The organism is Flavobacterium cerinum, assembly GCF_024496085.1.
Classification (GTDB): Bacteria; Bacteroidota; Bacteroidia; order Flavobacteriales; family Flavobacteriaceae; genus Flavobacterium; species Flavobacterium cerinum_A.
Genome location: NZ_CP101751.1, coordinates 1,015,307 through 1,031,016 on the forward strand (window position 1 = coordinate 1,015,307; position 15,710 = coordinate 1,031,016).

A 15,710-nucleotide genomic window follows, 5' to 3' on the forward strand; every position below is an offset into this window, starting at 1 on the left:
TAGTAAACAATGAAACTATCGATAACACAATCTTTTAAAGACATTATTGAAGAGGATCTTTTAGATCTGGAAAAGAATATACATTTTGAATTGCCTAAAGAATACAAAGATTTTTTACTCAAGTACAATGGAGGTAGACCGAACCCTAATGTATTTCGTACAAAAAAAGGAGAGTATGAAACAGATATACAATTTTTCTTTGGTATTACGACAGGTATTTATGATATATTAGATAATTTTCACCGCTTAGATGATCTTGATGGAAAGTATATAGGAATAGCCATTGATAGTGGAGGAAGTTTAATACTGATGAATTTAGATTCTTCAGAAATTTACTACTATGACACAGATATAGCAGAATTATTCCTGATCTCAGAAAGTTTTGAAGCCTTTTTAAAAGGACTTTATAACGTGACTTTAGAGGAGGATGATTTTGACAGAGCAGTAAATAAACAAGATGTTTCCTTTTTTAGAGATCTTATTCAGAGCGGAAAAAAAATTGATGAAATTGTCAATAAGTATGATCAACCTCTTTTGATAGCTGCATCTCTTCGCAATAAGTTAAGTTTAGTTAAGTTTTGTTTGGATAATAATGCAAAAAAAGATTTGGCTTTAATTAGTGCTGCGGGTAACGGACATTTAGAAGTAGTTAAGTATTTAATAGAAAAAGGAGCAAATATAGAAGAAAGAGATCCGTTACAAAACAATGACACCCCTTTAATTCAAGCCGCATTTAATGGAAGTCTTGACATTGTAAAGCTATTGATCAATAGAGGGGCTGATATATATGCAGAAGATATCCATGAAAATAATGCATTAAATAAAGCATATTGGTCCGACAATCAAGAGCTGATCGATTATCTTGAAAATGAGGTATATAATTAATATATTAAACACAAAAGGCAACATTAGTTGTCTTTTGTTATTTAAAAGAAATATCATAATTTATTAAAGTTAAAAAAACTCCTATTGCCGATAATTAAGAGGGAATAATACAATATCTTACAACCAATGATTTAGTTATAACTTTAAGAAATACTTTGTTCATAATGAGTTGGTAAAAGTGTAGTAAACTAACTAGTATAATACCAGTCTTGGAGAATTTGAATGGCATAGTTGTAAACTAAAATAAAAAACCCTAACCTCTATGGTTAGGATTTTTCATTTAGACTAAGAATGAGATTGTAAAACTCCTTAAAACAACTTATTGTTTTGTATTAAAAAGAGGTTGTTCTATAAACTCTACACCAGTAATATTATTGCTTTCTAATGCGTTTTTCACTTTTTCAGATACATAAAAAGATAAATCAAAATGACCGATTCTAAATACATCGTATTCTTCAATATTAAAATCAGATAAAAATTGATATCCATTTTGAGGCACTAATCTATTGAAGATATCTTCAGAACAAAATTCATCATAAGCTTTTAATACAGCATCTCTGTTAGGAGCTATTTTTTCATCCAGTTCGGTTATATCTCCTAGTATATCTTCAACCAAAATAAAATCACTCTTTTGGTAGTCAATATTATAAGTTAAATCACTATTGAAAAACATAAACTTATAATCATTTAAATCCCGATCAATGATATCAACAAATTGGATTTTAAATAGATTGAAATCATTTAAAATATCACAAAACTTATTCCGTATCGGAAAACCGTCCAGATTTATTGTCCCTACATTTAGTACATCCGTTATTTTGGCGCCTTTATCCAAATCCAATCGAATACTATCAATACTGTTAAATTTATATTCAGTATATAAATCTCTTTCTAATAAATCTTGTGGAGGTGAGTCAGTAATGGCTTGAAAACCATTATCTGGACTCACTAATAATTTAAAAATCTTCATTATTTAGACGCTTTATTTAAGTAACTCTTTAAATTGATCATTCATGTTCTTACCTGTTTTTTTGTATGTTTCATACATTTTATCAAGTAATTTATCAGCTTGAGGGATTAATTTTCCTTCTATATAACTCTCAAGTCCTTTTGAACCATTCTTTTTGACGTATTTATTTATTTTGTCTTCAATCCATTGATCATAAGCAGGCGCATTACCGTGAAACCCTTTAGCCCATCCTTCTTCCGCTTTACTTGCCAACCATTTACCATTGAGAGCTTTATTTATATCCCAACCATTTGCAACCAAGTTGCCAATATACGCATTTTTCTTAATCATGTTAACAGGAATTAAGTGGTGAGCCTGTTCTCCTACTTTTTTAACAAGTCCTTTGGCATGTAATGCAACACCCAGTAACCTACTTGCTCCAATCCGCTTATATCCATACAGGATTCCCCTTTGAGCAGCGGTTAGTACTAGTTTTTCTACTCCAGATTTGTTAATTACTTTTATGGCACTTTTTAGTGTTTTTATGTACTTTTCTGCTTTGGTTAATTTAAGTACATCACCAGCAGGAAGCATGGAGACTCCGGAAATAACAGCTGAAAAATAATCTCCTTTTCCTCCATAATACGCAGTTGCAATGGCATCTACCGTACCGGTCACATCAAAAATACCTCCAAGATCTAAACCTAACTCTAAATATTTATCACCATCGAATGTGTAAAATCCACCAAAATCTGGAAGATATTTACTTCCATCAACGGTTATATTCAATAAATGGGTTTTTATTGTAATGGAAGAACCATTCTTACCTGCAATAACTATATCCCGACCATCTATATCTTGAAATAAAAGAGGTGAGTTTAGAGTGTAGTTATAAGGACTAAAACTAATAAATTTATGTTCCAAAGGATCAGGTGCAAACCATCTTCCAATTCTTGGATCAAATAGTCTGGCTCCAAAATCATAACTATTTCCTTCCCCTTTTAGCTCATCATCCATTTCTTTACCATTAAACCCGTAACGGTAATCCTCCGTAGATTCATGTCGGTTTGGAACTAGCATCCCAAACGGATAGTAATCATTGTATGAGAAAACCTAATGAAAATGCAGTCTACAGCAGATAATAGTATCTCATAAAATAACATTTTCGAGCGTAAACAAGTTGTAGGGGATAAAAATGAGTTCTCTTTTAAAATTGATCATATGTTGTGAAAAAACAGAGAAATAAAAATTTTTATTACCTAAATAAGTTTTTTTGTAAAAAGAACAAGCAAATAATGTCCGCCTTTTTGATGACTTCAACATGACAAAAGAGCTGAAAAAAGAGGGGAGCAGGAATTTAATTCCCGAAAAAAGTTTTAGACAGCTTATTTATTGATAACTAAAAACGGATAGAAGGTTGATAAATAGAACGAAATGTTATATTTCCAATTTCGAATGCACTTTTTCAATTTCCTTATCAATATATACTTGGGCGTAGTGAACATAACGATTAAATGATCCGCTGGAATGACTGTGTCCGCTTATTTTTCTTACCAAATGTTCCGGCATTCCTAAAATAAGTAAAGTTGTAATAGCGGTTCTTCGCATCATATGGGAACTCATTTTATCACAAAACCTATTGGAGGGATGTTCTCCCTTTTTTATAATATTACGGGCTTTACCCTGTTTTTCTCTGGAAACCTCAACAGGGGCGATAAAACCGGCTAATTCGCCTATATGTTTTAAATTTTTATTAAAGTTAAATAGACTTGTCTTTCCAAATACTGAATCTTTATCATTTTTCGGACAATATTTTTGGTAAATAGTAATCGCGTAAGAAGGGAGTTTTATATGGCTAAAGGTTTTGGTCTTTTTGGATTTTAATTTTAAGTACCAGTCATTTTCTACTTTTTCAAAGTTTTTATTTGTAAGCAAAAAGATATCGGAGTAACGAAGTCCTGTCGTACATCCAAATACAAAAATATCTTTAATGCGGCGATTGCTTTCTGATAAACTGCTTTCAAATTCTTTGTCGTGAATCAGGAATTTTAATTGTTCCGGCGATAAAACCAGAATTTCAATTTCTTCTTTTCGAACGTAAAACAACCGTTGGAAATCGCCGGTAAAAAAATCCTTGTCATTTTTTAAATAGTTGAAAAATACCCGGATGACCTTAATATTAGAGCCAACATAATTATCATGACACCCTTTTTTGTATAAATAATCTGTGAACTTTTGGTAAAACTTTTTCCAGTAATTTTTTTCTGATTGTAGTTCTCTTGTGTTTAGTTTTGATGCATCACAAATCCGTAATTCGAATCCGGTATCACCCGAAAACTGAATCAGATTTTGAAAAACATAATGATAATTTTGTATAGAATCAGGTTTGATTCGCTCGCCATTCTTTTTTAATCGTTTTCCGGTTTCGGTGTCTTTTATAAATTGTTTAAATAGTGAGGGTATAGGGGTCGCTTTTTTCATTGTAATATTTCTCCAAAAATATTGGTTAGGGGTGACAAATAAAAAAAAAACTGTCGTAAAAGTGAAGTATTTATTACTTTTTATAAGTTTTCATTTCTAACAGATTCAACCGGAATTTCAAATGATTTTATTGCTATTTGTTTGGACTATCATTTCAGGCGAATAGAAATTATAGGTTTAAAAGCGAAAAATACCATTAATAGCTAAAAACACTGCTAAAAAGAGATGGTTTTTAGTGAAAAAAATAGTAAAATTAGAATACTATTGTTGACCAAAACTTAATTTGAAAAGAAGGTTTTTATTAGGAAAATAATTCTATTTTTGCAAAAAATTAACAAGTAAAACCATGTCTGATAATCGATTTCGAGTTTTAGTTGCCATCAATATTGCTTTGTTTCTATTGCTAGCGGGAACTATTTCCTTTTTTATTCTGAATAATAGCGATCGTAAAATTGTATATGTGGATAATGTCCGCCTTTTTGATGGCTTCAATATGACTAAAGAGTTGAAGAAAAGAGGGGAACAGGAATTTAACACCCGAAAAAAGGTTTTGGATAGTCTGTATGTCACATTGCAGCAGGAAGGTATTTCGGAAGTGCAGAAAGAGGCTATTACAAGAGAATTGATCGCTAAAAAACAGGAGTTCGAAGCTTTTAATCAACAATTTGCAGCGGAAGAGTCTGCTAAAATATGGTCCAGAATTAATGGATATACTACTGATTTTTCAAAGGAGAAGGATTATGATCTTATTGTGGGTTCAGAGAATAAAAGAAACGTTCTTTATGCCAAAGAAACTGTTGATGTTACAAATGAATTGATCTCGTTTATTAACAAAAAATATGAAGGCAATCCATAAAGTACTACTTGTTTTTTTTGTTCTTTCATTATGTTCTTGCAAAAAAGAAAAAACTACGACAACGGGTAAGGATGACTCAGAAATCCGTTCCCGTTATTTTCAGTTAGAGAAAATCGGCTGGAAGTCACGCGAATATTCCCAAAAAGTAGACGACATCAGTTTTACGGCTACGGAAGTGCCAATTCAATACTACATTTTAAAAGATCAGGGGAAAACCGATTTGTTTAAAGTGGACTCGTTGTATGAAGCCAATAAGCAGGAGCGGGTTATTGAATTTACGTTCCGTCAGGATCAGGAAAAAGATCTTTTAGGGGATCAGTTTACCGGTTTGCCTTATGAAGATGCTGTAAAATATATGGCATTTGCCCTTGATAAAGATTTTTACGTGGTTACGTCCAAAAACGATACCATAACCTGTAATGGCGTTTCCTACGAACGCAATTATAAAATCGCACCTTTTCAGAAAGTCGTATTGTTCTTCTCCGGAATTGATCCTAACGAAAAAATCCAATTAGTTTATAAAGATCATCTATTCCGTAAAGGGACATTGAAGTTTAAGTTTAAAGACACATTTACAGAAATATTATTATGATTCAAAAAATCAGAACGAGTAAGGTCACAAAAGTCATTGCTATTTATTTAGTGATGATGTTGTTTTTAGAAATGGTTCAGCCAATGGCAGTATATGCCTTAACAGGCGGCCCTTCGCAACCGGAGTTTGAGTCATTTACACCGATCGGAACATCGGATATGGTCGATCTGGCCAGTGGTGATCTTAACTATAATATCCCAATTATGGATGTTGGTGGGTATCCGTTAAACCTAGCCTATAATTCGGGAGTAACAATGGATCAGGAAGCCTCATGGGTTGGCCTTGGTTGGGATTTGAATGTCGGACAGATTAACCGTCAGATGCGCGGATTACCGGATGATTTCAACGGGGATGAAATGACCTATGAAAATAATATGAAAGAGAATGTTACGATTGGAGCAAATGTTAACCTATTTCTTTCTGCATTTGGAGTTGGAGAAGCCGGGCCAAAAGGTAGTGTTGGTCTGGGAGTGAAATATAATAACTACGATGGTTTTGGCTTTTCTGTTAATGGCGGAATGAGCTATCAGATCAGTGAAAATCTAGGTGTTGGTATGGATGTGGAATCTTCAGGATCTGAAGGTGTTTCTGTTTCTCCAAAGCTTACTTTTAGTAAAAGATTTTCCGGAAACTCCGGTTATACGATTGGAACCAGTGTTGGTGTAGGGCTAAACAGCAGAAAAGGATTGGAGTCAATGGCAATGTCTTTTAAAGCAATAAAGAATGCTAATTCCGGGAAGAAAATAAGATTTAACGGATTGGATACATCCGGTTCATTATCGTTTATAGATGCTTCATTTACCCCAACTAAAAGAGTTGGTATGGAGTCTCTGAGTTTTATGTTTGCATTAAACCTTGAAGGTGAAATTATGGGGATTGAGCCCGGAATTAAATTCTCAGGGTACAGGACTTCACAAGGAATAAAAGGATCTGAAAAAAACAAAAAGGAAAAAGCCTATGGTTATGAAAATACATTTAATGCAACAGACAATGATATCCTTGATTTTAACCGGGAAAAAGACAGAACATTAAATAAAAACAGTACATCATTAGCGATTACAAATCAAACGTATGATATATATAGCATACAGGGACAGGGAGTTTCAGGAATGTACAGACCGTATAAGTCACAGGTAGGGTTTGTTTACGATAATAATGTACAGGATGATACTTATGGCGGAAGTCTCGGAGGCGAGTTCGGAGCGGGAGTTGGAGCACACTGGGGGTTTGATCTTAGTGTGACCTATGGAGAAAGTTCGACAAAGTTGTGGAATTATAGAAATCCGGCACTACAAAGATTTGAAGAAAAGCACGAAGGAAATAAACCGGATTATGAAAGGATATACTTTAAAAACGTTGGCGGAAATCATGTTGATAAAGAACTAAATCTTTTTAATAATGATCTGGGAGGGTATGACGCGATTAAGCTGGAACTCGACGGAACCAGTTTTGCAAGAGGTACCCGGAAAAATTATTATAAAAATGGCAACGCGATTCCGGGTACCGGAATGATTGCCAGACAAAACAGGGTAAACCGTAATCAGACTATCCAGACTCTTACACGAGCTGAAGCACAAAAATATGGGTTTAAAACACAGTTTAGTCCGTATTCTGTACAGGGAAAAAATGATAGTCATACGTCTGAGGTACGAATTACTAAAGAAGGTGGTGAACGTTACATTTATGGACGGGCAGCCTATAATCTGACTAAAAGAGAAACAACATTTGATGTTGGAAGTGTACCGTCGGTATTATGTCGGGACGGGTTAGTGTATTATGTACCGGGTCAGGACAATACACCGGGAAATAAAAGAGAAGGAGACCGGTATTTTAATCGGGTAACCACTCCGGCTTATGCGCATAGTTATCTGTTAACATCGGTTTTATCAGCCGATTATCAGGATTTAAAAGGAGATGGACCTACAGATGATGATTTAGGGACGTATACGAAATTCGAATATGAGAATACGACTAAAACCAAACCCTACAAATGGAGAATGCCGTTTAGAAAAAACCTGGCAAGCTATGATGCAGGTTTGCATTCCACCAGAAAAGATAATAAAGGAAATTATCAATATGGTGAAAAAGAACTTTTGTATATCAAAAAGATTGAAACCAAAACACATATAGCCATTTTTACAATTTCACCACGTAGAGACGGATATGGTGTTATAGATGAAAACGGAGGTTTGGGAGCCGATTCGAAATCATATAAGCTGGATAAAATCGCGCTTTACTCAAAGCCGGAATACCTGGCGGATCAGGCAAACGCGGTGCCTATTAAGGTAGCACATTTTGAATATGACTATTCCTTATGCCAGGGAATAGAGAACCACGAAGATGCCCATATATCCGGACAACCGGTTGAAGGTAAAAAAGGAAAGTTAACACTTAAGAAGGTCTATTTTACCTATAAAAAGTCCAACATGGGGAAATTTACACCTTATGTTTTTAGCTATGGTAATAATCCGTCTTATGATCAGAAGGCATATGATATGTGGGGGAATTATAAGCCAACAAATAATGCTACGGGTTGTGAAACAGAAGATGCTCTTTCTAATGCAGAATACCCGTATGTAGATCAAAGTAATAGAGCACAGGCAGACACATATGCAGGAGCGTGGTCATTAGCATCAGTCACATTGCCTTCCGGAGGAAAAATCGAAATGGATTTTGAGTCGGATGACTATGGAGCTGTTCAGAATAGAAAGGTTATGCAGATGTTTAAAGTTGTCGGAGCCGGAAAAGATCCGCTAAACTCTCCGGAGCAGCTTACGAATACATTGTTATATGGTCGTGAATTGTCGGAATATCTCTATATAAAATTAGATGATAGTAATACGGAAAAATTCTATGAAAGGTATATCCAGCCAATAGAAAATGACCCGATTTATTTCCGATTCCTGATTAATATGGCTGCTCAGAACCTGCAAATAGGTGGAACGGATTATAAAGATAAATTCGATTATGTTTCCGGTTATTTACGCTTAAAAGAAGGAAAAGATTATTCTTTCTATAAGGACGCAGCCGGAAATATGTATGCTTCTATTCCGATACAAATGACGAATCAGGGAGACGGAATCGGAAATCCGACAGTAAACCCTATTTCTAAAGCGGGTTGGTATTTTGGTAGACAAAACCTCAACAGGGTGGTGTATAATATGTTAGGTGAAGAAGATGTAGATGATGTAAAAGGAGTGGTAATGGAGCTGGTGAGCTGGATTCCTGCCATATTCGAGATTTTCAAAAGTCCTAACGGAACCCTAAAAGACAGAGGAATTGCGAGTAAGTTTATATCCGGAAAATCCTGGATACGATTAATGCAGCCAAACGGACTGAAAGTAGGAGGAGGAAGCCGGGTTAAAGAAATCAGAATACACGATCAATGGGATATAATGACAGTAAATCCGGATAACGAATTATACAAACAGTTTTACGGACAAAAATATAATTATAAAACAGCCGACGGACAGACATCCGGTGTGGCAACTTTCGAACCTTTGGGAAGTAAGGAAAATCCATTTGTGGAACCGTTTTATGATCATAGTAACAGAGACTTATTATTAGGTACGGAGAGCGAAAATTTTGTGGAGAAACCGTTTGGAGAATCATTCTTCCCATCACCTAAAGTAACTTATAGTCGTGTAGTGGTTAAAAATCTGCCAAGAGTACAATCTCAGAATGGTAGTGTAACGAAAGAGGTGAAACGCCATGCTACAGGTGAAGTTGTGACCGAGTTTTATACAACTAAGGATCATCCGACTATTGTCGATTATACCGTACTGTCAGCACACTATGATAAGTCGGACATATTGGCGAGTTTTTTAAATATTAATGTGAAGAACCACTTAACATTGTCACAAGGTTTCGCTATTCATACAAATGATATGGACGGAAAAATGAAGAGCCAGCGGGTTTATGCCGAAGGACAAAAAGAAGCCATTTCAGGAGTGGATTATAAATACAGGGAATTTGCTTCGAATCCGAAAAATCAGGGAAAACTGAATAACGAAGTGACCACAATAAATGCTAAAGGAGAGATTCGTACTAAATTAGTGGGTGTTGATTATGATGTAACCAATGACTTCAGGGAAAATAAATCGGTGACTGAAACACCGGGGATTCATTTTAATACTGCAGGATTGCCTATTCTAGTAGGACTTATTATTGTACCGACACCAATACCGAGTTATTCAAAACACGAGAACCTGATGCGATCTGCTGTTACCACAAAAGTGATTCATACTTCGGCAATATTATCAGAGAAAATTGCGTATGACGCCGGTTCGGAAGTGGCTACCAAGAATCTGGCATGGGATGCAGAAACGGGAGATGTTTTGTTGACAGAAACCGTAAACGAATTTAGCGATAAGTATTATAATTTCAATTTTCCGGCTTACTGGTCGTATAAAGGGATGAGTCAGGCGGTAACCAACCTCGGTCTTGAATGGAATATTTCGAATATTACCAACACATCAAAATATAAATTTGACTCATATAGTGCAGCCGATTATTTAATGGATGGTGATGAAGTTTGGGTAAGTGGTGTTAATTCCGAAAATAAAAACAGATCCACAAAAGCGTGGGTGGTAAAGGTAACAGCCAATCAGTTTATTCTTATTGATAAAGATGGTTTACGAGTTGACAAAAAACTAATCCAAAACGGACGGTTAAAAGTGATTCGTTCCGGATACCGCAATTTGCAGAATGCAACCATGGCTAGTGTAACCTCAATGAAAAATCCATTGTATAATTATGACGGCAATAATGTGATGACTACGATTAAAAACACATTGGATTATCAACCGTATTTGTCAACTTCAGTAGGTTATAGAATTGTGAATGCTTCGGCGATTTCCTATAATAATGTCTGGCCGGCACAATGTGAATGTGATTTACCGAGAATGACATTTGACGGAAACAAAAATCTGATTTTTGAATACGAAAAAGATGTAAATAATGATGATCCGGATGATATCAGGAACCGATCTTACAATCCGTATTTGTATAACGTATTAGGAAACTGGAGAGCAGATAAATCGTATGCCTATCTAACCGGTAGAAATTACAGTGACGCTAGCCAAAATCCGGCTATAAGAAAAATAGGTTTCTTTAGTGATTTTTCGCCATTCTATATATACAATACCGGCAGACAGAAATGGGAAATAACCGGGCCGGCAGAATTTCAGAAATGGACATTTGCATCCGAAGTAACCAAGTATAATGCTTACGGACAGGAAATTGAAAATAAAGATGCCTTAAACCGTTATTCGGCCGCGCTGTTTGGCTATAATAATCGTTTTCCAACGGCAGTCGGATCGAATACAAGATATAGTGAATTAGCGTCCGATGGTTTTGAAGATTATAATTTTGAATCGTGTACCGCTTCTTCTCATTTTAGCTTTATAGAAACCCTGAAAGATGGAAATAATGTCACGATTTCACCGCTTCATGCCCATTCGGGAAGAAATAGTTTGCGAGTGGCACCTAAAAAAGGAGCTAAGGTTAAAAAACAGGTTATTTCCTGTGATGCGATAAACAGCAATACTTTACAAAAAAACAGACAAGTACAAACAACCGTAACGACGAAGTCGGCTAAAAAATAGTATAGTGATGATGAAGACAAAATTAAAAAGCCTGATCCTTACGGTATTCATAACACTAAGTAGTCTGGTAGCTTTTGCTCAGGTGCCGCCTGCGGAGCGACAGGCTTTAATCGATTTGTACAATAATACTAATGGTGCAAACTGGATCAATAAAACCGGTTGGGATGTTAATAATCCGAATGCAGTAGTGACATCCTGGAATGCTGCCACACAAACCGGATGGTATGGTGTTACTGTTTTTAACGGGCACGTTATCTATTTGAATTTAAATAACAATAATTTAACAGGGCCTCTAAATAATAATCTTCGGGATTTAACAAACCTTTTAACGTTATTGATGCAAGGAAATAAATTATCAGGCTCGATACCTTTGGGAATCTACGAATTACAATACTTACAAAGTTTGAATTTGGCGCTTAATAATTTAACTGGGGGGCTTTCACCGGCAATTAGCAGCTTGGTTAATCTTACCGATTTAAGACTATTTAATAATGTTAACTTTGGAGGAACTATACCGGAGGAGCTTGGAACCTTGACAAAAATGTACAGAATTAATCTGGACGGGTGTAATTTGAGTGGTAGTATACCGGGGTCTATCGGGCAATTAACAGGATTGAATAGCCTTTATTTGCATCAGAATAATTTATCCGGACCGATTCCTGCTTCTATCGGTAATTTGCGTAATATATATTCGATATGGTTGAATGATAATAAACTGTCGGGCTCTTTGCCATCTACTTTATCAGGACTTAAGTCGATTGTTTCATTTAACCTGCAACGTAATCAATTTACCGGAACAATACCTTCTTTGGTAGGAATGGAAAGGATTTTATCGATGGATTTTGGATCTAATCAATTAACAGGATCTATACCGGATGATCTTGGTCAGCTGTCAACGATGCAATACCTCAATTTGGGAGGTAATTATCTTACTGGTACAATTCCGTCAAGTTTAGGTAATCTCAGCGAGTTAAGGACGCTTGCCTTATACTACAATAATCTGGAAGGAAGTATTCCTGCAAGTTTTCAAAATCTTCAAAATCTAAGAACATTGCAATTGACGAAGAATAAACTGAGCGGACCAATTCCTAACTTAACGGGATTGGAATTTTTCTCAGGATTTTCTATTGAAGAAAACAGATTTCGTTTTGCCGACTTTGAAGCACAGTTTCCTCAATATATGCAAAAATTATCTGCTTATACGGCATTTATGTATGCACCTCAGGCAAAAATTGATGTAGAAGAAACGATAACTGTACCGGTTGGAGGAACAGCTACGTTAAGTATGTATAATACTGATCTGAGATACACTCAAAATGAAAGATACAAATGGTATAAGAGAAATGTCGGCTCAACAATTTGGGGTTTGATTCCGAATCAGAATAACCGTACTTATGTAATTAATGGAGTAAACGCTGCTAACGAAGGGGATTATTATTGTACTTCTGAACATCCGCAAATGACAATTAATGGAACTAGTTGGTTTAGACTTATTTTAGCCCGTGAAATTATCAAATTACGTGTTAGCAATTGTGCACCGTTAACAGGAGTAATAAAAGCGTCACAACAGGATAAAATGGTGCCGTGTACCAATAGCCCGGTTAATTTTACTTTTGAAACCAGTGTAACACCTATTACAAAACATGTATGGACATTTTACGGAACCGATGGTACAACAGTTCTACAGACACAAAATACACTTACTACTAATACAATACAGTACACTTATACTACGCCTGGGGTGTATAAGGTAAAAGTTGATGTTACTGACGGCAACGGTTGTGTGACAACGATAATAAAAGATATAGCCATTAGTGGTTGTAATTCTTGTACGATTAATAATCCGACTTCACAAACGGTAAAGCAACTATATATTAATCTGCTAAATCATTTGCATTTAAAAATAGTTAACGAAGGGGCAATCCCTAACGGATACAATCCGCCGGAATTAGTTAGTCTCGCACCTTATATAACGGATACTAATCCGAGGATCTATAATGCACAATTATTGGATGGTGTTTTTTATTTTTCATTTGCTGATCATGGACTTGGTATGGCTAATGCGGATATTAGCTTTAGACAATATAATAATTCATTTGCTTTAGTAGCAGATGTCAATCTTTCTGATTTTGAGTCTGCTGTGGTTTCAAAAGAGTATCTTTTGAAATACATTAATAATGAGACAGAAATAAAAAATAGCATAAGACATATTAATTTCTGTCCGACAGATGGTGGTATTACCTGTGTTTCGCACATCGCCATTGTTGTAGATGAGTCAGGATCTATTGATGAAACAGAAGCGATGAAAATCAGAAAACAACTTAAGGCTTTTGTACAGCAACAAGCAGATTATAACGATAGTCATAATGCAAACATTCATGTCTCTTTGATCGGAATGTCGGATAGTGATACTGACTTAAGATCGGCTGAACATATTCCGGCGACCAGAGTTACGAATAGTCCGGCGGTGATGGGAATGTTTAACCAATGGATCAATAATTATCGCCTTAGAAGCGGTGTCGGAATTAGTCCGTCATCTGATTACTGGAAAAGCGGACTAACAGCTGCTTTGGATGCTTCGGTAAAACCAAATGCCGTTATTATGATAACAGATGGTTGTCAAACGGCTAATGTGGGAGCATTAATCAATACAATGAAAAGGTTTAAAAATTACAGAACTCCCGGAAATACAGGACAATCGTTAACGCCAAACGGGCCACAGTTATATGTAGTCGGAATTGAAGAAGGCTATTATGTTAATGAAAATACAACATCGCCTTTTGGTAATGTCTTGCCTCGTAACCAAAATCCTAATTATGTACCTGATTTAATGTTAAGCAGAGCGACGGATAATACTTTTACTACTGCGGCAACATCGTTACTAGAGTCTTTGCAATTTTTATTGGGATATCCTGTTAATGAGTATCCGGTAGCAGACCTGAATAACTTCACAAAAGATTATTACGGGCATGATAGCTTCCATATTTTGGGATCGGATATCCGTTATTTTACAAATAATCTGGTCAATAGAAACTTTATCTGTGGTGATGAAATCTATCCGGATATTTGTGACGACTGTTTTTCCTTCCAACCGGAACCGGGACGGGAATATGTGATCAGTGCCTGGGTTAAAGAAGATGTGAAAAAACAACAAAAAACCTATACAGGTCCTCAGATTAAAATTACCTATTATAAAAATAAAAGAGCTGATGATACATCAGATGTGATTGCGACGGATACGGCTTTACCATCAGGTGAAATTATAGACGGATGGCAACGAATTGTAAAAAGATTTAAAGTGCCGTATAATACATCCGTTCCAAGTCAGAGTACTGTTGTTATCGGATTTGAATTGTTTAATGACAGTCCTGAAAAAGCAGCATTTTTTGATGATGTCAGAATTCATCCTTTAGAAGGAAGTATGAAAGCTTTTGTATATGATCCGGAAACCTTTAAGTTAATGTCGGAGTTGGATGAAAATAACTATGCCACTTTTTATGAATATGACAACGAAGGAGGATTAGTGCGTATCAAAAAGGAAACAGAAAAAGGAATTAAAACAATACAGGAAACACGTTCCGGTAATGTAATTAAAGTAAACTGATAGAAGGTGGTGAGATGATAAAAAAGTATACTATACTGACCGTAATTTTTTTAATTACTTTTTCAGGGTATTCCCAAAAAGTGGGAGAAGTGTTTAAAAAAGTTGCAGAAATGCAGACAGTGCCTAAACCATTGTCCTATACCATGAATTATCTTTTATACAGTGATCATGATAGCAAAAAGATAGTTGAAAATTATAAAGGGATCTTCCATAAAAGTGCTTCAAATGAGACATACATGAAAATTAAGGATACCGAAATGATCAACTCTAAAAAGACGAATCTGAAAATCAGCCATGGAGAAAAAGCTATAGTGGTGTCAGATCCGTTAAATAACGGAGCTACAGAACTGGATGTACAGCAGATTTTTAGTTTGTGCAAAGTGATCTCGTTTAAAGATTATAAAACCTATTGGGAAATACAGTTGGAACCTAAAGCGTATTCCAATTTATCCTATTCGAAAATCATACTGAATATTTCGAAACAGTATTTTTTGCAGAAACAAGTATTCTATTATAACACAGCGGTTAATTTTTCTAACGATTACCGAAAATCGGATGTCCATTATCCCAAATTGGAAGTAATCTACGAAGGATATAATAGAAAGCCATTGGAAGCATCACTGTTTACTACAGGGAAGTATTATTCCGTGACGGCAAAAAATACAATTGTATTGTCAAAAGCATTTAAAAAATACGAAGTGATCGATCAGCGATTAACTTCTAATACCATAAAATAA

9 protein-coding genes and 1 pseudogene are annotated in these 15,710 nt (G+C 35.4%); 6 read left to right on the plus strand and 4 right to left on the minus strand.

Annotation, left to right across the window (positions count from 1 at the left end; translation table 11 throughout):
* Window positions 1-9 precede the first annotated feature (9 nt).
* A complete protein-coding gene (locus NOX80_RS04590) occupies window positions 10-885 on the plus strand; it encodes an ankyrin repeat domain-containing protein (protein ID WP_256552146.1) in 876 nt (291 codons plus the stop codon).
* A 319-nt stretch (window positions 886-1,204) separates the two neighbouring features.
* Here the strand turns inward: NOX80_RS04590 and NOX80_RS04595 are convergent, their stop codons facing one another.
* The 4 genes and pseudogenes from NOX80_RS04595 to NOX80_RS04610 form a co-directional block, all read right to left on the minus strand.
* Window positions 1,205-1,855: a hypothetical protein gene (locus NOX80_RS04595; RefSeq protein WP_256552147.1), complete on the minus strand. Its 651-nt coding sequence runs from the start codon at window positions 1,853-1,855 to the stop codon at window positions 1,205-1,207.
* A 12-nt stretch (window positions 1,856-1,867) separates the two neighbouring features.
* Window positions 1,868-2,428 carry an AHH domain-containing protein gene (locus tag NOX80_RS04600; RefSeq protein WP_256552980.1) on the minus strand — a complete coding sequence of 187 codons (561 nt, stop codon included), beginning with the start codon at window positions 2,426-2,428 and terminating at the stop codon, window positions 1,868-1,870.
* A 264-nt stretch (window positions 2,429-2,692) separates the two neighbouring features.
* Window positions 2,693-2,917, minus strand: a pseudogene (locus NOX80_RS04605) (RHS repeat domain-containing protein); the annotation flags it as partial.
* A 354-nt stretch (window positions 2,918-3,271) separates the two neighbouring features.
* Window positions 3,272-4,315: a tyrosine-type recombinase/integrase gene (locus tag NOX80_RS04610; RefSeq protein WP_256552148.1), complete on the minus strand. Its 1,044-nt coding sequence runs from the start codon at window positions 4,313-4,315 to the stop codon at window positions 3,272-3,274.
* A gap of 346 nt (window positions 4,316-4,661) precedes the next feature.
* Here NOX80_RS04610 and NOX80_RS04615 point away from each other — a divergent pair, with 346 nt between their 5' ends.
* The 5 genes from NOX80_RS04615 (at window position 4,662) to NOX80_RS04635 (ending at window position 15,710) form a co-directional block, all read left to right on the plus strand.
* Window positions 4,662-5,171: an OmpH family outer membrane protein gene (locus tag NOX80_RS04615; RefSeq protein ID WP_256552149.1), complete on the plus strand. Its 510-nt coding sequence runs from the start codon at window positions 4,662-4,664 to the stop codon at window positions 5,169-5,171.
* Window positions 5,155-5,763 (plus strand): hypothetical protein, encoded by a 609-nt coding sequence (locus NOX80_RS04620; RefSeq protein ID WP_256552150.1) that lies wholly within the window; start codon window positions 5,155-5,157, stop codon window positions 5,761-5,763. The genes NOX80_RS04615 and NOX80_RS04620 overlap by 17 nt, the downstream gene beginning before the upstream one ends.
* Window positions 5,760-11,369, plus strand: coding sequence for a hypothetical protein (locus tag NOX80_RS04625; RefSeq protein WP_256552151.1), 5,610 nt, complete (start codon window positions 5,760-5,762; stop codon window positions 11,367-11,369). The genes NOX80_RS04620 and NOX80_RS04625 overlap by 4 nt, the downstream gene beginning before the upstream one ends.
* 7 nt (window positions 11,370-11,376) lie before the next feature.
* Complete coding sequence (locus NOX80_RS04630; RefSeq protein WP_256552152.1) at window positions 11,377-14,973, plus strand: PKD domain-containing protein; 3,597 nt, start codon at window positions 11,377-11,379, stop codon at window positions 14,971-14,973.
* Between the two features lie 110 nt (window positions 14,974-15,083).
* Window positions 15,084-15,710, plus strand: coding sequence for a hypothetical protein (locus tag NOX80_RS04635; RefSeq protein WP_256552153.1), 627 nt, complete (start codon window positions 15,084-15,086; stop codon window positions 15,708-15,710).